At 73.7% G+C, this 24,238-nt stretch carries 18 protein-coding genes and 1 pseudogene; 12 read left to right on the forward strand and 7 right to left on the reverse strand.

The features are described from left to right. Positions 1-84 precede the first annotated feature (84 nt). The 4 genes from ACFVHB_RS15720 to ACFVHB_RS15735 are packed head-to-tail and all read left to right on the forward strand — an operon-like array spanning position 85 to position 5,404. Positions 85-1,788 (forward strand): alpha-amylase family glycosyl hydrolase, encoded by a 1,704-nt coding sequence (locus tag ACFVHB_RS15720; protein WP_380321180.1) that lies wholly within the window; start codon positions 85-87, stop codon positions 1,786-1,788. Positions 1,789-1,841: 53 nt separating this feature from the next. Then, positions 1,842-3,170: an ABC transporter substrate-binding protein gene (locus ACFVHB_RS15725; RefSeq protein ID WP_380321183.1), complete on the forward strand. Its 1,329-nt coding sequence runs from the start codon at positions 1,842-1,844 to the stop codon at positions 3,168-3,170. A 6-nt stretch (positions 3,171-3,176) separates the two neighbouring features. Beyond that, positions 3,177-4,490 (forward strand): carbohydrate ABC transporter permease, encoded by a 1,314-nt coding sequence (locus ACFVHB_RS15730; protein ID WP_380321186.1) that lies wholly within the window; start codon positions 3,177-3,179, stop codon positions 4,488-4,490. Continuing rightward, positions 4,487-5,404, forward strand: a complete 918-nt coding sequence (locus tag ACFVHB_RS15735) for a carbohydrate ABC transporter permease (protein WP_380321189.1) — start codon at positions 4,487-4,489, stop codon at positions 5,402-5,404. The genes ACFVHB_RS15730 and ACFVHB_RS15735 overlap by 4 nt, the downstream gene beginning before the upstream one ends. Before the next feature lie 191 nt (positions 5,405-5,595). Here the strand turns inward: ACFVHB_RS15735 and ACFVHB_RS15740 are convergent, their stop codons facing one another. The 3 genes from ACFVHB_RS15740 to ACFVHB_RS15750 all read right to left on the reverse strand — a co-directional run bounded on the left by ACFVHB_RS15740 (position 5,596) and on the right by ACFVHB_RS15750 (position 10,776). Further along, on the reverse strand, positions 5,596-6,963 hold the full coding sequence (locus tag ACFVHB_RS15740; RefSeq protein ID WP_380321192.1) for a carotenoid oxygenase family protein: 1,368 nt from the start codon (positions 6,961-6,963) through the stop codon (positions 5,596-5,598). A 102-nt stretch (positions 6,964-7,065) separates the two neighbouring features. Continuing rightward, positions 7,066-8,625 (reverse strand): MFS transporter, encoded by a 1,560-nt coding sequence (locus tag ACFVHB_RS15745; RefSeq protein WP_380321195.1) that lies wholly within the window; start codon positions 8,623-8,625, stop codon positions 7,066-7,068. Between the two features lie 150 nt (positions 8,626-8,775). Beyond that, complete coding sequence (locus ACFVHB_RS15750) at positions 8,776-10,776, reverse strand: ATP-binding protein (protein ID WP_380321198.1); 2,001 nt, start codon at positions 10,774-10,776, stop codon at positions 8,776-8,778. A gap of 618 nt (positions 10,777-11,394) precedes the next feature. On the opposite strand from ACFVHB_RS15750, the gene ACFVHB_RS15755 reads away from it, so the two are divergent. Both ACFVHB_RS15755 and ACFVHB_RS15760 read left to right on the forward strand, forming a co-directional pair. After that, entirely contained in the window at positions 11,395-12,198 is an 804-nt protein-coding gene (locus tag ACFVHB_RS15755; RefSeq protein ID WP_380321201.1) for a glycerophosphodiester phosphodiesterase, read from the forward strand. Next, entirely contained in the window at positions 12,195-13,598 is a 1,404-nt protein-coding gene (locus ACFVHB_RS15760) for an MFS transporter (RefSeq protein WP_380321204.1), read from the forward strand. The genes ACFVHB_RS15755 and ACFVHB_RS15760 overlap by 4 nt, the downstream gene beginning before the upstream one ends. 30 nt (positions 13,599-13,628) lie before the next feature. Here ACFVHB_RS15760 and ACFVHB_RS15765 read toward each other — a convergent pair whose 3' ends face one another. Next, entirely contained in the window at positions 13,629-14,054 is a 426-nt protein-coding gene (locus ACFVHB_RS15765) for a hypothetical protein (protein ID WP_380321207.1), read from the reverse strand. A gap of 209 nt (positions 14,055-14,263) precedes the next feature. Between ACFVHB_RS15765 and ACFVHB_RS15770 the strand changes: the two are divergent. Continuing rightward, positions 14,264-15,952 (forward strand): annotated as a pseudogene (locus tag ACFVHB_RS15770) (DUF885 domain-containing protein). Positions 15,953-16,111: 159 nt separating this feature from the next. On the opposite strand, the gene ACFVHB_RS15775 reads toward ACFVHB_RS15770, so the two are convergent. Continuing rightward, positions 16,112-16,681, reverse strand: a complete 570-nt coding sequence (locus ACFVHB_RS15775) for a TetR/AcrR family transcriptional regulator (RefSeq protein WP_380321210.1) — start codon at positions 16,679-16,681, stop codon at positions 16,112-16,114. A 72-nt stretch (positions 16,682-16,753) separates the two neighbouring features. Here ACFVHB_RS15775 and ACFVHB_RS15780 point away from each other — a divergent pair, with 72 nt between their 5' ends. Beyond that, positions 16,754-17,248 (forward strand): FBP domain-containing protein, encoded by a 495-nt coding sequence (locus ACFVHB_RS15780; RefSeq protein ID WP_380321213.1) that lies wholly within the window; start codon positions 16,754-16,756, stop codon positions 17,246-17,248. Positions 17,249-17,321: 73 nt separating this feature from the next. Here the strand turns inward: ACFVHB_RS15780 and ACFVHB_RS15785 are convergent, their stop codons facing one another. Continuing rightward, positions 17,322-17,924 carry a TetR/AcrR family transcriptional regulator gene (locus tag ACFVHB_RS15785; RefSeq protein WP_380321216.1) on the reverse strand — a complete coding sequence of 201 codons (603 nt, stop codon included), beginning with the start codon at positions 17,922-17,924 and terminating at the stop codon, positions 17,322-17,324. Positions 17,925-18,172: 248 nt separating this feature from the next. Between ACFVHB_RS15785 and ACFVHB_RS15790 the strand changes: the two genes are divergently transcribed. The 4 genes from ACFVHB_RS15790 (at position 18,173) to ACFVHB_RS15805 (ending at position 22,559) form a co-directional block, all read left to right on the forward strand. Then, positions 18,173-20,233, forward strand: coding sequence for a phosphocholine-specific phospholipase C (locus tag ACFVHB_RS15790; protein ID WP_380321219.1), 2,061 nt, complete (start codon positions 18,173-18,175; stop codon positions 20,231-20,233). A gap of 252 nt (positions 20,234-20,485) precedes the next feature. Continuing rightward, complete coding sequence (locus ACFVHB_RS15795; RefSeq protein ID WP_380321222.1) at positions 20,486-21,511, forward strand: hypothetical protein; 1,026 nt, start codon at positions 20,486-20,488, stop codon at positions 21,509-21,511. Positions 21,512-21,582: 71 nt separating this feature from the next. Next, complete coding sequence (locus ACFVHB_RS15800) at positions 21,583-21,945, forward strand: DUF1304 domain-containing protein (RefSeq protein WP_380321301.1); 363 nt, start codon at positions 21,583-21,585, stop codon at positions 21,943-21,945. Then, positions 21,942-22,559, forward strand: coding sequence for a TetR family transcriptional regulator (locus ACFVHB_RS15805; protein WP_380321225.1), 618 nt, complete (start codon positions 21,942-21,944; stop codon positions 22,557-22,559). The genes ACFVHB_RS15800 and ACFVHB_RS15805 overlap by 4 nt, the downstream gene beginning before the upstream one ends. A 7-nt stretch (positions 22,560-22,566) precedes the next feature. On the opposite strand, the gene ACFVHB_RS15810 is transcribed toward ACFVHB_RS15805, so the two are convergent. Continuing rightward, positions 22,567-24,111 carry an MFS transporter gene (locus tag ACFVHB_RS15810; protein WP_380321228.1) on the reverse strand — a complete coding sequence of 515 codons (1,545 nt, stop codon included), beginning with the start codon at positions 24,109-24,111 and terminating at the stop codon, positions 22,567-22,569. Positions 24,112-24,238: the final 127 nt, after the last annotated feature.

Raw genomic sequence — 24,238 nt, forward strand, 5'->3', positions numbered from 1 at the left:
GGAAACCTCGTTAAACAAGGGCTTAACAGCGGACGTCTCCGCCTGCTATACCTAACGCGAATGCATAACCGTTGGAGTAGCGAGATGCCCAACCCCACCCTCTCCGACGGCGACGCGGTCACCCTTCCGCGCGCTCGTCGGCATGCCCCCACCTCCGCCCCGGCCGCCCGTGCCTGGTGGCGCGACGCCGTGATCTACCAGATCTACGTGCGCAGCTTCCGCGACACCGACGGCGACGGCGTCGGCGACCTCGCCGGCGTCCGGGAACGGCTGCACCACGTGCGGCAGCTGGGCGCCGACGGCGTCTGGCTCAACCCGTTCTACGTCTCCCCCCAGCACGACCACGGGTACGACATCGCCGACCACTGCGCCGTCGACCCGGTCTACGGAGACCTCGCCGAGTTCGACCGCCTGGTGGCGGACTGCCGGCTGCTCGGCCTCAAGCTGGTCCTGGACGTCGTCCCCAACCACTGTTCAAGTGATCACCCGTGGTTCCAGAAGGCGCTGGCCAACGGCCCCGGCAGCCCCGAGCGGGCGAGGTTCCACTTCGCCGACGGGCGCGGCGAGGACGGTGGACTGCCGCCCAACAACTGGCGGGCGATGTTCGGCGGTCCGGCCTGGAGCCGGGTCACCGAGGCGGACGGGCGGCCCGGCCAGTGGTACCTCCACCTGTTCACCCCGGAGCAGCCGGACTTCAACTGGCGCAACCCCGACGTCGCCGCCCACTTCGAGGAGGTGCTGCGGTTCTGGCTGGACCGCGGCGTCGACGGCTTCCGGATCGACGTGGCGGCCGGGCTGTACAAGCACCCCGAGCTGCCGGACTCGCCCGACCCGGAGGCGGACGAGCGCACCCGCGACTCGGTCAACCCGCTGGCCTGGAACCAGCCCGAAGTGCACGGCATCTGGCGCCGGTGGCGCGCGATCTGCGAGGAGTACACCGCCCGCGACGGTCAGCAGCGGCTGCTGGTCGGCGAGGCCTCCGTGCCCACGCCGGCCGAACAGGCGCTGTACGTGCGCCCCGACGAACTGCACCAGGCCTTCTTCTTCCACCTGCTGCACGCGCCGTGGGACCGCGCGCACTTCCACCGGGTCATCGACGACGCCGTGCGGGACATCGCCGCCACCGGATCCACCGTCACCTGGGTGCTCAACAACCACGACCAGGTCCGCACGGTGAGCCGGTTCGCGGGGGAGGGCGGGGCCTCCGGCCCGGCCCGGGCCAGGGCGGCCGCCCTGCTGATGCTGGCCCTGCCCGGAGCCGCCTACGTCTACCAGGGCGAGGAACTCGGACTGCCCGAAGTCCTCGACCTGCCGGACGAGTTGATCACCGACCCGATCTTCCGCCGGACCGGCAGCCGGACCGGGATCCGCGACGGCTGCCGGATACCACTGCCCTGGTCGGGCACCGAGGCCCCGTACGGCTTCAGCCCCGCCGGCAGCCCGGCCGCCCCCTGGCTGCCGCAGCCGGCCGCCTTCGCCGCCCACACGGCCGAGCGGCAGCGGGCCGACGCCGGATCCGTGTACCACCTGTACCGCACCGCCCTGCAGCTGCGCCGGGAACTCCCGCAGCTCGGCGAGGGCACGCTGCGCTGGCTGGAGACCCCGCCCGGCGTCCTCGCGTTCGTCCGCGGCGAAGGACTGGTGTGCGCCGTCAACTTCGGCGACACCCCCGCGCCGGCCCCGGTCGCCGGTCCGCCCCTGCTGGCCAGCGGCCCGTGCGGTGGCGGCGTCCTGCCGCCCGCCACCGCCGCCTGGTGGATCGACCCCACCGCACTCAGCCGTACCTGACGACCAGTCACTACCTCGTGAACCCCACCCACCCCACGAAGGAAGACCCGACGATGAGACTCCGCAGCATCCTCCCCGCCCTGGCCGCCTCCGTCGTCCTGGCCGCCACCGCGACCGCCTGCGGCAGCGGCGGTGGCGGCGGCGCCGCCGACTCCGCCACCCAGGAACTCAAGGGCCAGAGCCTGACCGTCGCCGCCGTCTGGAGCGGCGCCGAGCAGGAGAACTTCAAGAAGGTGCTGGACGCCTTCACCGCGAAGACCGGCGCCACCGTCAGCTACACCTCCACCGGTGACAACCTCTCCACCGTGGTGGGCAGCAAGATCGAGGGCGGCGACCCGATGGACGTGGTCATGGTCGCCCAGCCCGGCGTGATCAAGCAGTTCGCCGACAAGGGCTGGCTGGCGCCGCTCTCGCCCGCCGTCACCGAGGCGGCGAAGAAGAACTACGCCGGCATCTGGTCCAGCCTCGGCACCGTCAACGGCACCCAGTACGGGCTCTACTTCAAGGCCGCCGACAAGTCGACCGTCTGGTACAGCCCCACCGCCTTCCAGAGTGCTGGTGTCCAGCCCCCGGCCACCCTCGACGAGCTGCTCAAGGCCGGCCGGACGCTCTCCGACTCCGGCACCCCGGCCTTCTCCGTCGCGGGCCAGGCCGGCTGGCCGCTGACCGACTGGTTCGAGAACGTCTACCTCTCCCAGGCCGGACCGGAGCTCTACGACAAGCTCACCCGGCACGAGATCCCGTGGACCGACCCGTCGGTCGTCAAGGCGCTGACCACCCTCGGCAAGGTCTTCGGCGACCGGCAACTCGTCGCGGGCGGCGGGCAGGGCGCGCTGCAGACCGACTTCCCCACCTCCGTCCAGCAGGTCTTCGGAGCGCAGCCCAAGGCCGCCATGACCTACGAGGGCGACTTCGTCGGCGGGGTCATCGCCTCCGAGCTGAAGAAGCAGGTCGGCACCGACGCCAAGGTGTTCCCCTTCCCCGCCGTGGACGGCGGCAAGGCCCCGGTGGTGGGCGCCGGCGACGCGGCGGTCGTCCTCAAGGGCGCCAAGCACGCCGAGGCCGCGCAGAAGTTCGTCGAGTTCCTGGCCGGCCCCGAGGCCGCGGCCGTCTGGGCCAGGGCGGGCGGCTTCATCTCGCCCAACAAGGCGGTCGACCTCGCGGCCTACCCCGACGACACCACCCGGCAGTTCGCCAAGTCGGTGATCGACGCCGGCGACGCGTTCCGCTTCGACATGTCGGACCAGGCGCCCGCGGCGTTCGGCGGCACCGCGGGCCAGGGCGAGTGGAAGGACCTCCAGGACTTCCTCGCCAACCCCTCCGACGTCCAGGGCGCCGCGGCCAGGCTCGAAGCCGACGCGGCCAAGGCCTACAAGGGCTGATCCCCGATGTCTCTGCGCTCACCCCGCAGGGGCCGGGCATCCGGTGGCGCCCTCCGGCGCCACCGGGGCCTCGCCCTGCTCTTCGTCCTGCCCACCCTGCTGCTGCTCGGCGCCCTCGTGGTCTACCCCATCGGCTTCTCGGTGGCGCGCAGCCTCTTCGACGCCTCCGGTGACCACTTCGTCGGGCTCGACAACTACGGCACCGCCTTCACCGACCACGCCACCCTCACCGCCGTGCGCAACAACGCGATTTGGGTCGCCGTCGCCCCGGCGCTGGTGACCGCGGTCGGCCTGGTGTTCGCGGTGCTGACCGAGAGGATCCGCTGGGCCACCGCGTTCAAACTGCTCGTCTTCATGCCGATGGCGATCTCCTTCCTCGCCGCCGGGATCATCTTCCGCACCGTGTACGACGCGGACCCGCAGCGCGGGGTGCTCAACGCCGCCGCGGTCGCCGTCCACGACACCTTCGACGACGGGCCGACCTACCCGGGCGCCCGGCCGCGGCCCGGCGTCGGCCTCGACCGCGCCGAGGGGGGCGACGTCCGGGCGCCCGCCGCCACGCGGGTCGTGCTGCTGCCGCTGGTCGGCGTCCAGCCCGGCGCGCTCCCGGCCACCGCCCGGACGGCCCAGGAGCCGGCCGGCGGTGACGGGGTCAGCGGCACGGTGTTCCTGGACTTCGTCCCGGGCGGCGGCGGCCACCCCGGCCAGCTGGACGCCGGGAAGCGCGGCCTGCCCGGCATCGAGGTCCAACTCCGCGACGGCGACCGGACGATCGCCACCACGACCACGGCCGACGACGGCACCTTCCGGTTCTCGGCGGCGCCCTCCGCCACCACCTCGGTGGTGCTGCCGGCGGCCGACTTCGCCGCCCCCTACCGCGGCGTCGACTGGCTCGGGCCGACGTTCATCACCCCTGCCATCATCGGCGCCTACACCTGGATCTGGGCCGGCTTCGCCATGGTCATCATCGCCGGCGGCCTGGCCAACCTGCCGCGCGAGACCATCGAGGCCGCCCGGCTCGACGGCGCCGGCGAGTGGCAGATCTTCCGCCGCATCACCGTGCCCCAACTCGCCCCGGTCCTCGGCGTCGTGTTCATCACCATGGTCATCAACGCGATGAAGATCTTCGACCTCGTCTACATCATCGCGCCCGGGCCGGTGCAGCAGGACGCGAGCGTGCTCGCGCTCCGGCTCTACCTGGTCTCCTTCGGGGGCGGCAACGACCAGGGCCTCGGCAGCGCGCTCAGCGTCCTGCTGCTGCTCCTGGTCGTCCCGGTGATGCTCCTCAACGTCCGACGCTTCCGAGGGAGCCGCGCATGACCACCACCCAGGCGGCCCCGGCCGCCCCCGCCGGCACCGCGCCGGTGCCCGCCGGCCGGCCCGCCGTGCCGCTCACGACCCGGCTCGCCGCCCTCACCCGCAACGGCCTCGTGCAGACCGTGCTGATCGTGGCGGCCGTCGCCTGGCTGGTGCCCACCGTCGGCCTGCTGGTCTCCTCGCTGCGGCCCAAACAGCTCGCCGCCACCGGCGGCTGGTGGACGGCACTGACCGAGCCCGCCCAGCTCACCCTGCAGAACTACACCGCGCTGCTCGGCGGCGACGACGTGCCCAAGGCGCTGTGGAACACCGTGCTCATCAGCGTCCCGGCGACCCTGCTGACCGTCGCCCTCGCCGCGGGCACCGGGTACGCCTTCGCCTGGATGCGCTTCCCCGGGCGGGACGCCGTCTTCCTCGGCGTGGTCGGGCTGCTGGTCGTGCCGGTCCAGGTCGGCCTGATCCCGGTCGCCAAACTGGAGGGCGCCGTCGGACTGTTCGGCACCATCCCCGGCGTGGTGCTGTTCCACGTCGGCTACGGGCTGCCGTTCGCGGTGTTCCTGATGCGCAACCACTTCCTGGAGATCCCCGCGGAACTCCTGGAGGCGGCCCGGGTGGACGGCTGCGGGGAGTGGCGGATCTTCCGTACGCTCGCCCTGCCGCTCGCCGCGCCGGCCGTCGCCTCGCTGTGCATCTTCCAGTTCCTCTGGGTCTGGAACGACATGCTGGTGGCGCTGATCTTCGCCGGCAACGACTCGCAGCCGCTGACCGTCTACCTGCAGTCCCAGATGCGGCAGTTCGGCAGCAACATGGACATCCTCGCGCCCGGCGCGTTCCTGTCCCTCGTGGTCCCCGTCGCGGTGTTCCTCTGCTTCCAGCGGTTCTTCGTCCAGGGGGCGATGGCCGGATCCGTGAAGTGACGCCCGTCGGGCCTGCCTCGAGCGGTCCCACACCGGCGCGGCCGGCGGCAGGGGATCCTGCCGCCGGCCGGGCTCGCCGGGGTGCCGGTCAGTGGGCGGCCGGCGCCGCGGCGATGTGGCGGGGACATCGCCGCGGCCCGCGGTCCCGGTGGCCCCGGTGCGGCCGGCTCGCGGCCGGGCCCGGAGGCCGGTCAGCCCCGGTCGGTGCTCAGCTCGCCGTCGGGGATCCAGGAGCCGTGGATCCCGGCGGTCACCCGGCGGGGCAGGTGGACGGCGGCGATCCGGTCGAGGCCGGCGGCGTCGAGGACCAGCAGCTGCGAGGCGTCCTGCTTGAGGTCGGAGACGACGGTGAGGAGGTAGCCGTCGTCCTCGCCGGTGGCTCCGGCCGCGGGGACGAACACGGCTTCGCTGGGCATCCGGGCGTCGCCGATCCGGCGGATGCGGCGGGCACCGGTGACGCGGTCGTACTTGACGACGCCGTAGCCGCCGAGGCCCTGCTCGTCGGGGAAGGAGACGGCGTACTGGTAGCGGTTCTCGGCGCCCAGGTACGCCTCGTTGAGGGTCGGGAACTCCACCGGCAGGTCGTCGGTGATCTGCTCGTCGACGTTGCCGGCCGCCAGGTCGACCACCCAACGGCGGGTGTAGGAACGGGCGTTGGGCTCGCTGCCGCGCTCGGGCGCACCGATCCACCAGTTCCAGGAGAGCTGGAAGCCCGTCCGGTCCACGGTGGGGCCCTCCAGGACGACGCGGCCCTGGCCGTCCTCGTAGGCGTTGGCGACGTGCAGCATGTTGCCCGGCTCGATGGAGAACCAGCGGATGTGCGCGGCGCCGTCGGCTCCGCGCGGCATGACGCCGATGCGGGCGGGCTGCTGGTCGCTCCAGCCGTAGGGGATGCCGGAGTGGTCGGTGGGGTCGAAGGTGACGTTGCCCTCGATGAAGACCACGTGGTGGCGGGTGATGGCGAAGTCGTGCTTGAGCGAGGCGGTCGCTCCGGGGACCTCGGCGGTGTGGACGATCCCGCCCTTGGCGTCGGCGACGTAGTAGGTGAGGAACGGCGGGAACGGCGAGGACCCGAAGAAGTGCAGCTCGCCCGTGGCCGGGTCCTCCTTGGGGTGGGCGGTCATCGCACCGCGCAGCTTGCCGCCGAAGTCGTGGGCGCCGACCGTTTCCAGGTCGGGGGTGAGCTCGAACGGGAGCGCGGACTCGCAGAGGGCGAGCAGGCGGCCGCCGTGTTCGATCACGTGGGTGCCGGCGGTGGAGGCGGTGAGGTCGGGGCCGTGGTCGGTGAGGTAGGGGGCGCCGTCGAGGGCGGGGGTGTGCACCCAGCGGTTGCGGTACCACTCGGCGCGGCCGTCGCGCAGGCGGATGCCGTGGACCATGCCGCTGCCCTTGAACCAGTGGGTGGGGGTGATGCCGGGCTTGGGGTTGTGGCTGTTGCGGATCAGCCGGCCGGTCAGTTCGGGCGGCAGGTGGCCCTCGACGGTGAGGTCGGTGGCGGTGATCTCGTCGGCGACGGGGGTGTAGTGGCCGGTCAGGTACGGCATCTTTGCGGTGGTCATGACAGTAACCCTTCGGTGGAGGTGATGGTCGGTCGGGTGGTTCGTGGTGTGCGGTCAGGCGGTCAGGCGGTCAGGCGGTCAGGCGGTCAGGCGGTCAGGCGGTCAGGCGGCCTGCCGGGCCCTCGGCTCGCGGTGGCCGGGCGCCCGTCCGGGCGAGGCGGCCGCGCCCTTCGGGCGGGTGCGGCGGGTGAGGAGCAGCGCGAGGCCCGCGGTGGCGGTCAGGACCGCCGCCGAGACGGCGAAGGCGGTGCGGTACCCGGCGGTGAGGGCCTCCAGGGGGGCTTGGTGGGCGGCCGCACGGGTGGTGACGGAGCCGGCGAGGGTGGTCAGGACGGCGAGGCCGATCGCGCCGCCGACCTGGCGGGTGGTGTTGACCAGTCCGCCGGCCAGCCCGGCGTCCCGGGGCGGGACGCCCTCCACCGCGAGGGCGGTGAGCTGGACGAAGGCGGTGCTCAGGCCGAGGCCGATCAGGATGCTCGGACCGAGGACGTCGGTGACGTAGCCGCCGTCGGCGCCGATCCGGGACAACCACAGCAGGCCGACCGCCTCGGTGAGCAGGGCGGCGACCGCGGTGGTGGTCGGGCCGATGCGCCGGGAGACGCGCGGTGCCAGGGCGGCGCCGAGCATGTTGGCCGCGGCGAGCGGGAGTTGGCCCGCTCCGGTGGCCAGCGGCCCCGACCCGAGGACCTGCTGCTGGTAGAGCGGCAGGAAGAAGAACAGGGCGATCCACACGGACCCCAGCAGCGCCATCAGCAGGTTGCCCGTGGCCACCCGGCCGGTGGTGAGCAGCCGCGGCGGTAGCAGCGGGTCCGGCCGGCGGAGTTCGATCACGGCGAAGGCCGTGAGCAGGACGGCGGCGGCGCCCAGGGCACCGACGACCCGGCCGTCGCTCCAGCCGGCCCCGCGGGCCGTGGTCAGGGCCCAGACCAGGCAGGTCAGGGCGAGGGTGACGGTCGCGGTGCCCGGCAGGTCGAACCGCCCGGCGGTCCGTCCGGCGCGCCCGGCGGTCCGTTCGGGGTCGCGCCCGGCCGTCCGTCCGGCCTTCGGCTCGGCCGCGCGTCCGTCCGTCCGCGGCACGAGGGCCACCACGGCGGCCAGGACCACTACCGCGCCGAGCGCGACCGAGTGGAAGATCCAGGGCCAGCCCCACGCCTGGGTGAGCACACCGCCCAACAGGACGCCGCCCGCCCCGCCCGCACCGGAGACCGCGCCCCACACCCCCAGGGCCGTGCCGCGCCCGGAGCCGGAGGGGTACTGCTCCATCGCCAGGGCGAGCGCGGCCGGGGCGATCGACGCCGCGGCGAGGCCCTGGACCGCCCGGGCGCCGATCAGCAGGCTTGAGGCGGTGGCCAGGCCCGCCGCCAGCGAGGCCGCCGCGAACAGCGCGAGCCCGGCGCCCAGCACCCGGCGACGCCCGAGCAGGTCGGCCGCCCGTCCGCCGGCCAGCAGCAGTGCCCCGAACGCCAGGCCGTAGGCGTTGACCACCCAGGTGGTGCCGGCGTCCGAGAGACCGACCCCGGAACGGATCCGCGGCAGCGCCACGTTGACGATCGAGGTGGCGAGCATGACGGTGAACTGGGCCGCGGCGAGCGCCGCGAGCGCCGGCCCCGGTCGGCGGGCCCGGCCTGCTGCCGGCTCCGTCTGCGTGCGTGTGACGTTCATGACGCACAGGCTCGGGCCGGGCGCTGTCCACGCGCCAGACCCGGCCGGGGCGGGGACTGTCCACCGCTGTCCGCGGCTGTCCACCCGCCGGCCGCTCCCCGGTCGCGCTCCCCGGGCGCTCTCCGGCCGGCGGGAAGGGGGAGTTCGTCCTCAGTGAGGGCCGTGCAACTCCTGCTGCCACAGGGCTGCGCACAGCAGGTCGAGGCCCTGGCGCAGGTGGCGGCGGTAGGTGCCGTACGGAAGGCCCAGCCGGCGCGCGGCGGCCTCCTGGGTCGGCGCACCGGAGAGGTAGCCCGCGGTCAGGGCCTCGCGGGCGCGCACGCCGCGCGGGTCGCGGCCGAGGTCGTCGACGGCCCGGCGCAGCAGGTCGCGCAGCTCCTCGACGGGATCGTCGAGGTCGGCCGCCAGGCGGGTGCGCACCAGGGCGCAGGCGGCGAAGGCGGCGGGATCGCGCCAGTGCGCCAGGGCCTCGCGCACGGCCTGGTCGAACGCGGTCCGCGAGACGCCCGCCGGCCCGGCCTGGGCGGGCACGGCGGTGGCCGAGATGAAGTGGCGGAGCCAGGTCTCGACGGGCACCCGGCGCCAGTCGACGCCGAACACGCCGTACGTGTGCGCGCCGACCCGCGGTCGTGCGCCGGTGTCGGTGAGGCTGCCCTTGACGCGCGCGGCCCACGCCTCGGCGTCCCGCCAGACGGCGAAGCCGTAGGCGCGGCCCCGGGCGCGGGCGGATTCCGCCTGGGCCCGGGAACTGCTCAGGTCGATGACGCGGGAGGGGACTTGGTAGCGCTCGGGGTAGACGGTGAAGCGGCTGACGCCGATGTGCTCGCCGGGGCGCACCGGCGCGGTGGCGTCGGTGTACGCCCAGGCGGCCGCGACGACGGGATCGGTGGCGAGGTCCTCGGGGTCGGCGGGGGCGGGCAGCGCGAGGCGGGCCGTGAACGCCACGATCCGGCCGGTGCTGACGAGACGGTAGACGCTGAAGGCCTGCGGCTGGCGCCGCGCCCAGTAGCGGACCAGCTCCGCGGACGCCCGGCCCTCGGTCTCCGCGGCCATGCGCAGCACGACGTCGAGGTCGTCCGGGTGCAGGGGCCGGTCGTGCACCTCGTCCTCCCGGGACCACGTGCGCAGCCGCGCGACGATCTCCCCTTCCCGGAAGAGGTAGAAGAGTTCGTCGGTGACGGTCCAGACCCGTTCCTCGGGTGCCTCGCGCAGCAGGCGCAGGTACTCCTCGGCCAGCCGTTGGCGCATCGCCACGAAGGCGTTGGGGGCCCGCCAGCGCAGGTCGGCGGCGAGGGTCTCGCGTGCGGCGTCGTGCGGGTGGAGCCCCCGGTGGGTGGACTCCATGAAGGGCAGGTCCCGGAGCCAGGCGAAGAGCGGGTGGGCGTCCTCGTCGGGCAGCACCGAGGCGAGGAGTTCCTCGGAGGTCGAGTAGGCCTGGGCCGCCACCTCCAGGGCGCGGCGGTGGGCCGCGGTCGGCACCTCGCCGATCAGGCCCGACAGCAGGGTGCGCAGGACGTCGGCCGAGGGCGCCCAGACCTCCTCCCGGTTCCAGTCCGACGCCCGGGCGGCGGCCGCGAGGGAGAGGGCCAGCGGGTTGCCCCCGGCGAAGCGGAGGACCCGTTCCCGGAGCTGGGGCACGACCCGGGCCGTGGTCAGCAGGCTGCGGGCCTGTTCCTCGGTGAACGGTTCCAACTCGCGGACGTACAAGAGCCCGGCCCAGGCGGGATCGGCGGTCCACTGGGGCCGCGGTGCGAGGCGGCCGGCCAGGACCACCAGGGTGTCGTCGGCGGCGCGGGGCAGGAAGCGCTGCCACAGCCAGCTCTCCAGCCACTGGCAGTGCTCGAAGGAGTCGATGAACAGCACCGTGCCGGGGGCGTCCAGGAAGGGGGCGGCGGCGCGCTCGAAGTCGGCCGGGTCCCGGCTGACGAAGCGGCCGTCCAGTTCGAGGAGCGGGCGTCCCGCCGTCCGGGCGCGGTCCGCCAGGCGCCGCAGCAGTGTCGACTTGCCGATGCCGCCCGGCCCGGACAGGTAGAACGCGAACGGCGCCTGCGGGTCGCCGGCCAAGGCCTGGGCGAAGCGCCCGAGTTCCTCGTCCCGGCCGATGAAGGCCTGGACGCGCGCGCTGCTCAGCCTGTCCCTGACGGACGCCATGACGGCCCCTCTCCCCGTGTGCCGGCCCGGCCCGGTCGGAGCGGTGCCGTACGACGTCGGGACGGCCGACGAGGTCCACCGTCAGGGCGGCTCCGCGCCGACCCGCCCGTGCTGATTGCCGCGGGCAATATAACCCGAAGTCCCGTTGGTACGACGGCACCTGGGACGCCGTCAACGGCCGAGGTCAGGGCTGTCGCGTGCAGCACGGTAGCGTTACGTGGATATGACATGTACGCTGCGTGTCGCTGGTTGAACACCATGCGGGCCTGGGCGCCACTCCGTGGGGGGAGTCACGTCCAGGCCCGGTCGCCGGCCCGGGGCCCGGCTGTGCTCGTGGGGGAGCGTCAGCCGGGCCCTTCGGTGGGCTGAGAAGGTTATGCCCGGCCGGACGGTGTTTCAGTCATGACAACCCGTCGGTCTCTCGGTGGCGGCGTCGTCGTTCCCGGGGGCGGCCCGTTCCCCGTCGGGTGTCAGCACCGGCCCGGCCCGCAGACCGTTACCGCTTGACAGGCCGCGTAATACTGTAACGCGCACGACCCGAGCCGCCGCCGGAGCGGGCGGCGCCGCACGGCCCCGCGGGACGGACCTGGTCCCGCACCCAGCAACTCGGAGCACCCCATGCACCCCTTCCTCGACCACCCGGGGCCGCTGGCCTTCGCGCACCGGGGCGGTGACCTCGGCCGTCCCGAGAACTCGCTCGCCGCCTTCGAGGCCGCCGTCGCCCTCGGGTACCGCTACCTGGAGACGGACGTGCACGCCACCCGCGACGGTGTGCTGGTGGCCTTCCACGACTCCCGCCTCGACCGGGTCACCGACCGCACCGGAGCGGTGGCCGAGCTGCCGTGGGAGACGGTGCGGCGGGCCCGGATCGGCGGCACCGAGCCCGTGCCGCTGTTGGAGGACCTGCTCGGCGCGTTCCCCGAGGCCCGCTTCAACATCGACGTCAAGGCGGCGCCGGCCGTCGCGCCGCTGGTCGAGGCGGTCCGCCGGACCGGCTCCTGGGACCGGGTCTGCGTCGGCGGCTTCTCCGACACCCGCCTCGCCGCCGTCCGCGCCGCCGCCGGCCCCCGGCTGGCCACCTCGCTCGGCCCGCGCGAGGTGGCCCGGCTGAGGCTGCTCTCGCTGGCCGGGCCGCTGCTCCGGGGGCGCCGGGCGCCGTTCGCCGGCGTGTGCGCGCAGGTGCCGGAGCGGCACCGGGGCGTACGGGTCGTCGACCGGGCCTTCGTCCGCGCCGCCCACCGCCTCGGCTTGCAGGTGCACGTCTGGACTGTGGACGATCCCACACGGATCAGGTCTCTCCTCGACCTCGGTGTGGATGGCATCATGGCCGATCGCATCGACGTCCTGCGGGACGTCCTCGGCGAGCGCGGCTGCTGGAACGACGGCGGCACCGGCTCCAGCACGGTGATTGGAACCCCATGAGCACCGCGGCCCACCTTCCCGACCACCTGACGGACGACCTCCCGGACGTCCCGGAGACCGCCGCCGACGGCCGCGCCCTGCGCCGGACGCAGTTCGGCTGGTACATCAACGACTGGGCCAACGCCGCCTTCTCGGCCACCGTCCTGACGGTGTTCCTCGGGCCGTACCTGACCTCCGTCGCCAAGAACGCCGCCGACGCGGCCGGCGACGTGCACCCGCTCGGCCTCACGGTCCGCGCGGGGTCGTTCTTCCCCTACACCGTCTCCTTCTCCGTGCTGGTGTCGGTCGCGGCGATGCTGCTGACCGGCACGGTCGCGGACCGCACCGGGCGGCACAAGGAGCTGATGTGCGGCGCCGCCTACGTCGGCGCGATCGCCACGATGGGGATGTTCCTCCTCGACGGCGACCGCTACCTGCTCGGCGGCGCGCTGCTGGTGATCGCCAACATCGCGTACGCGGTGTCGGTCGCGCTCTCCTACGCCTACCTCCCGGGCCTGGCCGCCCCCGACGAGCGCGACGCGGTCTCCTCCAAGGGCTGGGCCTACGGCTACGCGGGCGGCGGACTGCTGCTGATCGCCAACCTGGCGCTGTTCGAGGGGCACGACGCGCTCGGCCTGTCCTCCGGCACCGCCGTGCGGATCTGCCTGGCCTCGGCCGGCCTGTGGTGGGCGCTGTTCACGATCGTCCCGATGCTGCGGCTGCCCTCCCGGGCCGGGGTGCTCCCCGGCCGTCCCACCGCCAGGCCCGACGAGCCGGCCGCCGGCAGCCTGCGCGAACTCGCCCGCACCCTGCGCGGCATGCGCCGGTACCCGCTCACCCTGCTCTACCTGGGCGCCTTCCTCTGCTACAACGACGGCATCCAGACCGTCGTCTCCCAGGCCTCGCTCTACGGCAGCGAGGAGCTCGGCATGGACCAGACCTCGCTGGTCGCCGCCGTGCTGCTGGTCCAGATCGTCGCGATCGGCGGCGCCCTGCTCCTCGGCCGGATCGCCCGCCGGTACGGCGCCAAGCGGACCGTCCTCGGCTCCCTGGTCGGCTGGGTGGTCACCCTCGCGCTCGGGTACTTCATGCCCGCCCACCAGCCCGCCTGGTTCTTCGCCCTGGCCTGCATGATCGGCCTGGTGCTCGGCGGCAGCCAGGCGCTCTCCCGCTCGCTGTTCTCCCACCTCATCCCGGCCGGCCGGGAGGCCGAGTACTTCAGCGTTTACAAGGTCAGCGACCGCGGCACCAGCTGGATGGGCCCGCTGGTCTTCGGCCTCGCCTACCAGATCACCGGCAGCTACCGCTCGGCGATCATCTCGCTGCTGGTGTTCTTCGTGATCGGCTTCGCCGTGCTGGTGAAGGTCCCCGTCCGCCGCGCCATCGAGGCCGTCGGCAACCCCGTCCCCGAGCGGCTGTGAGCGCGGTCCGGGCGGCGGACCCGAGGGGCCCTACCGCCGGTGCCGACCGGAGCCCCGCCCCACGGCCGCGAGGCCGAGCAGGGCGGTGACCACGGCGACCCCTTCGGCGACGGCCGCGATGGTCTTCTCCCGGTACCAGACCGGCTCGTACATGTTCGGCAGCGGGCCGAGCGCGCCGACGTCGACGTAGGTGTACAGCAGGAGCGCGCCCAGCGCGCTCGCCGCGACGAGGAACGCGATCGCCCAGGTGACCCGGGTCGCGGCCAGCAGGACCAGCAGCGCGGCGAAGGACGCGGCGCCCGCCTCGATCCGGAAGAGCGTGCCCTGGCTGATGTCGTCGCCGACGAGGTCCCGGTCGGCGGCGAGATCGGCGTGCACATAGGCGTCGACGGCCAGCCCGGCCGCGGTCAGCAGCCGGAGCAGCCACAGGTGGACGGCCCGTGCCGGCGGGGGCATACCTCCACGGTATCCCCGCGGCTCCGGGCACGGTGGGCGGTACCGCGACGGGTTCCCGGGCCGTGCCGCGCCGGCCCGCGCCCGGGGTCCGCGCCGCGCCGGCCCGTGATCCCGGAGCGTGTCGCGCCGGCCGGAGTCCCGTTGCGCCGCGGCCGAAAAGCACCCCGCACCGCTGACAGCGCCCGGGCCGGTGCGCCAGCATGGGGGCCATGCCCGAACTGCCGAGGACTCCCCGCGGGATCGCCGATGACCACGTCGCGCGGGTCGCGGTACTCGATCCGGCGATCTCGACCAGACTCGGTCTGCAGCCCGGGGACGACCGGCTGCCGGATCTGTCGCCGGAAGGCTTCGAGGCGCTCGCCGAACTGGCCCGGGGCACGCTGACCGCGCTCGACGCGGCCGAGCGGACGACCGGGATCCCCGACGACGCCGCGGAACGGGACTGCGCCCGTCTCCTGCGGGAGCGGCTGACCGCCGAGCTCGTGGTGCACGACGCCGGGGACCACTTCCGCCAACTGCGCAACGTCAACTCGCCGCTGCACGCGGTGCGGGGCATCTTCACCCTGATGCCCACCGGCACCTAGGACGACTGGGCGGCCGTCGCCGGGCGGCTGCGCAACGTGCCCGGCGCACTGGACGGCTACCGGGCGACCCTGGCCGAGGGCATCGCCCGCGACCTGCTGTGCGCGCCCCGGCAGGCCCGCGCCGTCAGCGCCCAGCTCGCCGCTTGGACCGGCCAGGACGGCGGCGGCGCGAGCTGGTTCACCACGTTCGTGGCGGCCGGCCCCGCCGGGCTGCGGCCCGAACTGGACGCCGCCGCCGAGCGCGCGACCGCCGCGGTGGCGGACTTCCGCGCGTGGCTGTGCGACACCTACCTGCCCGCCGCCGACGGCACCCCGGACGCCGTCGGCCGCGAGCGCTACCTGCGCTCCGCCCGCTGGGCCAACGGCGCCGACGTCGACCCGGCCGAGGCGTACGCCTGGGCCTGGGAGGAGTTCCACCGCACGGCCGCCGAGATGGCGGCCGAAGCCGAGCGCGTCCTCCCCGGCGCCGGCACCCGGGCCACCATGGACCACCTCAACACGCACGGCCACGCGATCGAGGGCGAGGAGAACGTCCGCGCCTGGCTCCAGCAGATCATGGACGAGGCGATCGACGCCCTCGACGGCACCCACTTCGACATCGACGGCCCGCTGCGCCGGGTGGAGGCCAGGATCGCGCCGCCGGGGAGCTCGGGCGCGCCGTACTACACCGGGCCCAGCCTCGACTTCGTCCGTCCCGGCCGCACCTACCTGCCCACCCTCGGCCGGCGGTCGTTCCCGACCTGGCAGCTCGTCAGCACCTGGTACCACGAGGGCGTCCCGGGCCACCATCTGCAGACGGCCCGGTGGACGGCCTCCACGGAGCGCCTCAGCAGCTACCAGGTCACCCTCGGCGCGGTCAGCGCCAACAAGGAGGGCTGGGCGCTCTACGCCGAGCGCCTGATGGACGAGCTTGGCTTCCTGGACGATCCCGCCCGGCGCCTCGGCTACCTGGACAAGCAGATGCTCCGGATCATCCGCGTGATCGTCGACATCGGCATGCACCTGGAACTCGCCGTCCCCGCGGACGCCGGCTTCCACCCCGGCGAACGCTGGACCCCGGCCCTCGCCACCGCGTTCATGGCCGCCCACCACGGCAGCGACATCCCGCGCCGCACCAGCGAGATCGACCGCTACCTCGGCTGGCCCGGCCAGGCCATCGGCTACAAGCTGGGCGAGCGGGCCTGGCTGCGGGGGCGCGAGGCGGCCCGCCGCCGGCTGGGCCCGGGTTTCGACCTCAAGGCGTGGCACACCAGCGTGCTCGCCCAGGGCTCGCTCGGCCTGGACGACCTCGCCGCCAGACTCGCGCACCCGTAGCCCCGGCACTCCCGCCGGGCACCGCCGCCGCTGCCCGCACCGGCGGCCGTTGCGATCCCGGAGCGTCGGCGGGCTCGTTCGACGACTGCGGGAGCGTCACCAAGGCCGTCCGGGGCACCGTCCGCCGAGTGGCGGCCGCGGTGCCGGTCCGGTGCGGGGTCAGCGGTCGGTCCGGCTCCGCAGCAGGGTGTCCAGCGCGTCGACGATCCAGTCCCAGGACTGCTGCGGGTCGACGGCGGTGTGGCTGAAGCCACCGCCCAGTTCCAGGCTGAGGTAGCCGTGGATGACGCCGCCCAGCATCCGGACGGCGTGCGTCTGGTCGGGTTCGGCGAGGTCGTAGCCGCGCAGGATGGCCCGGGTCATCCGGGCCTGCCGGACGCCGGCGCTGGCGGCCGCCGTCCCGGGGTCCAGCCGGAACTGCGCGGCGGCGTAGCGGCCCGGGTGCTGCCGGGCGTAATCGCGGTAGGTGTCCGCGAAGGCGGCGAGGGCGTCCTTGCCGGAGCGCCCGGCCAGGGCGGCGGTGGCGCGGTCGGCGAGCTCCTCCAGGGCGAGCAGGGCGATCCTGGTCTTGAGGTCGTGCGAGTTCTTGACGTGTGAGTAGAGGCTCGCGACCTTGACGTCGAACCGTCGGGCGAGCTCGGAGACGGTGACCTGGTCGAAACCGACCTCGTCGGCCAGCTCCGCCCCGGCGCGGGTGAGCCGTTCCGTGGTGATCCCTGCTCTGGCCATGGCAGCCCTCCGTTCTGACACGGCCGATTATTCAGTTGCCTAAAGGCTTTAGGCAAATTAGCGTGCGGTCTCATGAAGCAGCTGACCGAACCAGAGATCCGCGCCGCCTTCCTGAACTGCAGCAAGGGCGAGGCGAAGCGCATGAACCTTCCGCGTGACCTGGCCGAGCAGCCCTGGGACGACCTGGACTTCCTCGGCTGGCGGGACCCGCAGGCCCCGGACCGCGCCTACCTCGTCGCCGTGCTGGACGGCCGCCCGCAGGGCATCGTGCTGCGCAGCACCGGCGCGGCCGCCTGGCAGGCCAGGCGCAGCCTCTGCTCGCTGTGCATGACCTCGCACACCGGTGGCGGCGTCTCCCTGCTGGTCGCGCCGAAGGCCGGCCCGGCCGGGCGCGAGGGCAACTCGGTGGGCGCCTACATGTGCAGTGACCTGGCCTGTTCGCTCTACGTGCGGGGCCTCAAGAACGCGGGCGCCGGCTCGCGGCTGCACGAGTCGCTGAGCCTGGAGGAGACCACCGCCCGCACCCTGGCGAACGTGGCCGAGTTCATCGCGAAGGTCACCGCCTGACGGCCCGCGCAGGGGAGCCGTCCGCGTGCGGGAGTCCCTTGGCGCGGGGCCGTTCCCGCGCGGGGGCGGCGGGTCAGGGGCGGGCGCGGTCCTGGGGCGGGGTGTCGGCGGCCGGCCACTGCGTGAGCAGCACGTGCAGGGCGTCGATGGTCCGCTCCCAGGACGCGGCCACGTCCCGGGCGGCCCCGAACCCGCCCGCCGCCTCCAGGCTGCTGTAGCCGTGGAAGGTGCTGCGCAGCAGCCGCGCGGCGTCGGTGAGGTCGGGGTCGGCGAGGCCGTAGGCGCGCATCATGCCGTAGGTCAGCTGGATGTTCCGCTGGTGACCGGGTGACGCGGCGGCCTGTTCCGGCGTCAGCTGGATCTGGGTGGCCGCGTAGCGCCCGGGGTGTTCGAGGGCGAACCTCCGGTAGGCGTGGGCGAAGGCGGCGAGCGCGTCCTTGCCGGAGCGGCCGGCGACCGCCGCGCCGATCAGGTCGCTCAGCTCGCGGGCGGCGAGCACGGCGACCCGGGTGCGCAGCTCCTGGACGCTCCTGACGTGCGAGTAGAGGGTCGGGTCCTTCACGCCGAGGCTCCGCGCGAGCGCGGACACCGTGAGGTGGTCGAAGCCGACCCGGTCGGCCAGGTCGGCGGCGGCCCGGGTGACCAGCTCCGCGGAGAGTCCTGCGCGCGCGGCCATCCGGCACGTCCTTGTCCCTAGGGTGACTGAGTTCCTCCCCAACGTACCCAGGAGGCCGGCGGCCGCCGCGAGCGGCCCGCCGTCCGCGGTCACACGCGCCGCATCCTCCCCACATGTTCGTACAACTCGATGCGTTCGCCTGACGTACAGCGAGCGGTCATGAGCGGGCCGCCGGGTGGTAGGCCGTGGGCGCTGTCCTTGGGGGCGCCGTCCTCCACCCCCGTGACACGCAAGAGGTCATCCCACTCATGGCTGAGCTGAACCGCCGTCGTTTCTTCCAACTGGCCGGCGCCACCGTCGCGTTCTCGGCCCTGTCGCAGAGCATCGCGCGAGCGGCGTCCATCGCCCCGCAGGGAAGCACCGGCACCATCCAGGACGTCGACCACATCGTCGTCCTGATGCAGGAGAACCGTTCCTTCGACCACTACTTCGGGGCGATGAAAGGCGTGCGGGGCTTCGGCGACCCGCGTCCCGTCACGCTGCCCAGCGGGAAGCCGGTCTGGTACCAGACGGACAGCGCCAGGAAGGAGGTGCTGCCGTTCCGCCCCCAGGTGAGCGACCTGGGCCTGCAGTTCATCCAGGACCTCAACCACGACTGGGCCGGCGGCCACAAGGCCTTCAACAACGGCAAGTACGACCAGTGGATCCCCGCCAAGACGGCCACCACCATGGCCTACCTGACCCGCGAGGACATCCCGTTCCACTACGCGCTCGCGGACGCCTTCACCATCTGCGACGCCTACCACTGCTCGTTCATCGGCTCCACCGACCCGAACCGCTACTACATGTGGACCGGTTACACCGGCAACGACGGCAGCGGCGGCGGCCCGGTGCTCGGCAACCAGGAGGCCGGGTACGGCTGGACGACCTACCCCGAGCGGCTGGAGAAGGCCGGGATCTCCTGGAAGGTCTACCAGGACGTCGGAGACGGCCTGGACGCGGCCGGCGGCTGGGGCTGGATCGGCGACGCGTACCGCGGCAACTACGGCGACAACTCGCTGCTGTACTTCAACAACTACCGCAACGCCAAGCCTGGCGACCCGCTGTACGACAAGGCCCGCACCGGCACCGACGCCAAGGCCGGCGACGGCCTGTTCGACCTGCTGCGCCGTGACGTGCAGGCCGGCACGCTGCCGCAGATCTCCTGGATCGCGGCGCCCGAGGCCTTCACCGAGCACCCCAACTGGCCCGCGAACTACGGCGCCTGGTACGTCTCCCAGGTGCTGGACGCGCTGACCTCCAACCCCGCCGTGTGGGCCCGCACGGCGCTGTTCATCACCTACGACGAGAACGACGGCTTCTTCGACCACGTCGTGCCGCCGTTCCCGCCCTCCTCCGCCTCGCAGGGCCTGTCCACCGTGGCGACCACCGCCGACTACCACCCCGGCAGCACCGGCTACGCCGCCGGACCGTACGGCCTCGGCCAGCGGGTGCCGATGCTGGTCGTCTCCCCGTGGAGCACCGGCGGCTACACCTGCTCGGAGACCTTCGACCACACCTCGATCATCCGGTTCATGGAGCGCCGCTTCGGCGTGGCGGAGCCCAACATCTCGCCCTGGCGGCGCGCCGTCTGCGGCGACCTGACCTCCGCCTTCGACTTCACCACGTCGAACGCGGCGCCGGCGACGCTGCCGCCCACGGCCGCGTACGTCCCCAAGGACCGCAACCGGCACCCGGACTACGTGCCCACCCCGCCCGCCACCGGCACCATGCCCACCCAGGAGCCGGGCGCCAAGCCCACCCGCCCGCTGAAGTACGCGCCGTACGTGGACGGTTCGGCCGACATCGGCACCGGGAAGTTCGGCCTCACCTTCAGCGCCGGCGCGGCGGCGGGCGGCCAGTTCCTGGTGACGTCCGCCAACCGCACGGACGGCCCGTGGACGTACACCGCGGAGGCCGGCCGGACGATCGCGGACGCTTGGAACACCAAGTACTCCAAGGGCGTCACGGACCTCACCGTCCACGGCCCGAACGGATTCCTGCGCCGCTTCCGCAACCCCGGGAAGACGGCCGGGCCCGAGGTCACCGCGCGCCACAACGCGACCACCGGCAACCTCGACCTGACCTTCACCAACCCGGCCGGTGCGGACGCCGTCCTCACCGTCACCAACGCCTACGGCGGCGCGCCGCAGACCCTCACCGTCCGCCGGGGCGCGACCGTCGGGTACACCGTCGACCTGAGCGCCGGGCACAACTGGTACGACGTGACGGTCACCTCCAGCGGCACGGCCGACTTCGTCCGCCGCCTCGCCGGCCACGTCGAGACCGGCGCCCCCGGCCTCTCCGACCCCGGCATCCTCACCCACTGACCGGCTGACCGGCCGGTTTGCCGACCCCGGCCGAACGGCCCGACCCGTGCCGCCCCGGGCACCCACCGTGCCCGGGGCGGCCGCCTGCCCGGACCGCCCGGGTTGGCGCCCGTCAATCGGCCGCCACCCCGTGCACCCGGTCGAGTTGCGGGTCGGTCGTCCCACGGCCGGCGGGTGGCGGACTCTGTGAGGATCGGGCCGACCCGCACGGCGCCGGATGCCGCGGGCGACCCGGTGGACGAAGGACACGGTGTGAACCTCACAGGCCGCACGATCAGGCACCCCCGACCGCCCGGCATCGACACCCTCCACCACCGTGCGGGCAGCGCCCTCCGGGCCATCCCCGACCCGCGCCACCGTGCGATGGTCGCCGAGGTGCTCGCCGCCGGCCTGGTGGACGACCTGATCGTCCTCACCGACTCCTTCGACCCCCCGGTGGACCGCACGCAGGGCCGCACCGCCGTCCGGGTGCTCACCGCCGAGTTCGAGGCCTTCGGGGTCACCGTGCCCGCCGCGACGATCGACCACATCACCCGGATGCGGGCCGTCATGGTGCCCATCACGGACGACGCGCTCGCCCTCGCCGTCGACCGGATCTGGGTGTTCACCACGCACACCGACGACGTGTGCTGCCACGACCGCGCCGAGGCCGCGGCCGTCCTGCGAGCCGGCCTGACGCCCGACGGGCAGCCCTCCACACCGACCGCCCGGTACGTCCGGCACATGTTCGGCGAGGTCGCGCGGTTCTGCGACCCGACCTTCCTCGCCGTCTGGAAGAGCTTCTTCCACAACGCGATCACCGGCGTCCTCATGGAGGCGGAGTTCGACCCGGAGGTCTCGGACGGGATCGACAGCGACTTCGTCCGGGCCTTCAACGGCTTCTCCCAGTTCTGGTTCACCTCGCTCCAGTTCGCCGATCCGTGTCTGCGCGCCGACACCCACCGGGGCTTCTGGTCGGCGGCGCTCGGCTCGGGCGTGGCCTTCCTCAACGACATCAACGACGTCGTGTCCTGCTACAAGGAGGCGGTCCACGGCGCCGACTTCGCCGTGAGCCGGATCCACCGCCGGTCGGTCGCGGAGCGCCTCCCCTACCTCGCCGCCTACCGCCAGACCCTCGACAGCGGCATCTCCGCGTACCGGCGCGTCCTGGACCTCGCCACCGAGGAGCAGCGCCCCCACCTCGACCGCTACCTGACCGGGTTCACCCACTGGCAGCTGCACTGCGCCCGGTACCGCTGGCGGGAGGTCTACCCCGCGCTCGCCCCGCTGGACGCGTGAGGGTCCGCTGGACTTCATGGACAGGTGTCCAGGTATGATGGACACCTGTCCATGAAGTCTGGGAGCTGATGATGCGCGTGACCGCCGATGTCCTGGTCGCCCTGGTGGCCGTCCTGCACGGGTACATCCTGGTGCTGGAGATGTTCCTGTGGGAGCGCCGGCCGGGCCGGGAGCTCTCCGGCTTCGATGCCGCCCTCGCCCGCCGTACCGCGCCGCTCGCCGCCAACCAGGGCCTCTACAACGGCTTCCTCGCCGCCGGGCTGGTCTGGGGCCTGGCCGCCGGGGACCCGGTCGGGTTCCAGGCGCAGGTGTTCTTCCTGTCCTGCGTGGTCGTGGCCGGCCTGTACGGCGGCGCCACCGCGAACCGCCGCATCCTGCTCGCCCAGGCGCTGCCCGGCGCGCTCGCGCTCGGCGCCGTCCTGCTCGCCGGATGAGCGCCGCCCAGGACCCGAGGACCGAGCAGGGCCCGAGGGCGGCGCACGACCCGGGCGCCGCCCAGGACCCGAGGGCCGAGCGCACCCGGGCCAGACTGCGCCGGGCGTTGCTGGAGGAGTGCGCCGAACGCCCGCTGGCGGAGGTCAACGTCGCCGCGCTGGTGCGCCGGGCGGGGGTCGGCCGGGCCACCTTCTACGTCCACTACGCCGACCTGGAGGCGCTCGCGGTGGACGCCTGCGCCGACATCGTCCGCGCGGCCGTGGACGCCCTGCACGCCTGGCGCGGCGTGCCCGACCCGGCCGCCCCGCCGCCCGCGCTCACCGGCTTCTTCGCCGAACTGGCCCCGCACGCCGCCCTGTACCGGGCCCTGCTGACCCCGGGCGGCGGCGGCCCGCTCGGCCTGGTGCTCACCCGCGACCTGCGCGAGCGCAGCCGCACCGAGCGGGCCCTCGCGGGCGCCCCGGAGCCCGACCTGGTGGCCTCCGCGGTGGCCGGCACCTTCACCGGCGTGCTGGCGGACTGGCTGCACGGCCGGATCGAGGCCGAACCGGAGCGGATCGCCCACCAGGTCTGGCGGCTGCTGATCTCCCTCCACCGCACGCCGCAGCTCTGAGCGGGCGTCAGGGGGTCTGGCCGGCCGCCTCCTCCACCTCCTCCTGGCGGTCGATCTCGTCCTCGCGGACCAGCCAGAGCGCGAGGGCGGCACCGACCAGGCTGACGATCCCGCCGAGCAGCAGCACGAGGTTGAGGCCGTCCAGGAAGCCGGCCCGGGCGGCGGCCGACGCGGCCTCCCGGGCCGGTTCGGGGAGCGAGGCGAGGACCTGCGGCAGGCTGCCGGAGGAGGCGGCCTCGATCAGTTCGCGCGGCCGGGCCCCCTCCGCGATCGGGGTGCCCGCCGCCAGCTCGCGGACCTCGTGCGAGCCCCGGCCGACGAAGATCGCCCCCCAGACGGCGATGCCGACCGCGATGCCGACCTGCCGGAAGGTGTCGTTGATCCCGGCGGCCATGCCGCTCCTCTCCTTGGGCACCACGCTCACCGCCACGTCGGCGATCACCGGGTTGATCAGGCCGACGCCCGCGCCGCCGACCAGGAACCCGGCCAGCAGGCCGGTCCAGGTGTCGTCCGGCTGGACGTCGCCCATCAGCAGCATGCCCGCGCCGACCGCGACGAGGCCCACGCAGAGCATCAGCCGGGCCGGCACCCGGGAGAGCATGATCCCGGCCAGCGGAGCCACGACGAAGCTGAGCACGGTGATCGGCAGGTAGCGCACGCCCGCCGCGAACGGGGAGAGCCCGAGGTAGTTCTGCAGGTACAGCGTCAGGTAGAGGAAGAGGGCGAACAGCGAGCTGGACACCGCGAACGCGGCCAGCTGCACTCCGGTGAACGCGTGCCGGCGGAACAGTCCCAGCGGCAGCATCGGCTCCGGGACGCGGCGCTCGACGAGCACGAAGACGGCGAGCAGGACGGCCGCGCCGGCGAACAGCCCGACGATCAGCGCGCTGCCCCAGCCCTCGGCGTTGCCCCGCACCAGCGCGAGGACGAGCAGGAACAGCCCGCTGCTGAAGACCGCGACCCCGGCCCAGTCGATCCGGGTGGCGTTGGGGTCGCGGCTCTCCGCCAGCTTGAGGTAGGTGACGACCAGGGCCGCGGCTCCGATCGGCACGTTGAGGTAGAAGATCCACTCCCAGCCGAGCGAGCTGGTGAGCGCCCCTCCGATCAGCGGCCCGACGGCGACGGCCACGCCGATCGTCGCCCCGTAGATCCCCATCGCGGTGCCGCGCTCGCGGCCGGGCGGGAACTCCTGCGCGACCAGCGCCAGCGAGACGGCGAACATCACCGCGCCGCCGACGCCCTGCACCGCGCGGGAGACGTTGAGGAAGACCGGGTTCGGCGCGATCGCGCAGAGCAGCGAGGCACCCGAGAAGATCACCAGCCCCGCGGCGAAGGCCCGGCGCCGCCCGAGCCGGTCGGCCAGCGAACCGGCCGTCAGCACCAGGGCGGCCAGCGACAGGGCGTAGGCGTCGAACACCCACTGGAGGTCGGTGAAGCTCGCGCCCAGGTCCTTGCGGATGGACGGCAGGGCGACGTTGACCACCGTGATGTCGAGCAGCAGCATGAACGTCGCGACCGAGACGGCGATCAGCGTCCACCACTTGCGTTGCACGGCTGCCGGTCTCCTTCGACGGGGGGTTGGCAGGGTCCGCCGACCGCGGTCCGCCCACCTCGGTCCGCCGGCAGCGGTCCGGCGGCGGCGGTCCGGCGGCGACGCCGTCGACCGTACGCAACGCCGC

It is taken from the genome of Kitasatospora sp. NPDC127111 (assembly GCF_042677465.1).
Taxonomy (GTDB): domain Bacteria; phylum Actinomycetota; class Actinomycetes; order Streptomycetales; family Streptomycetaceae; genus Kitasatospora.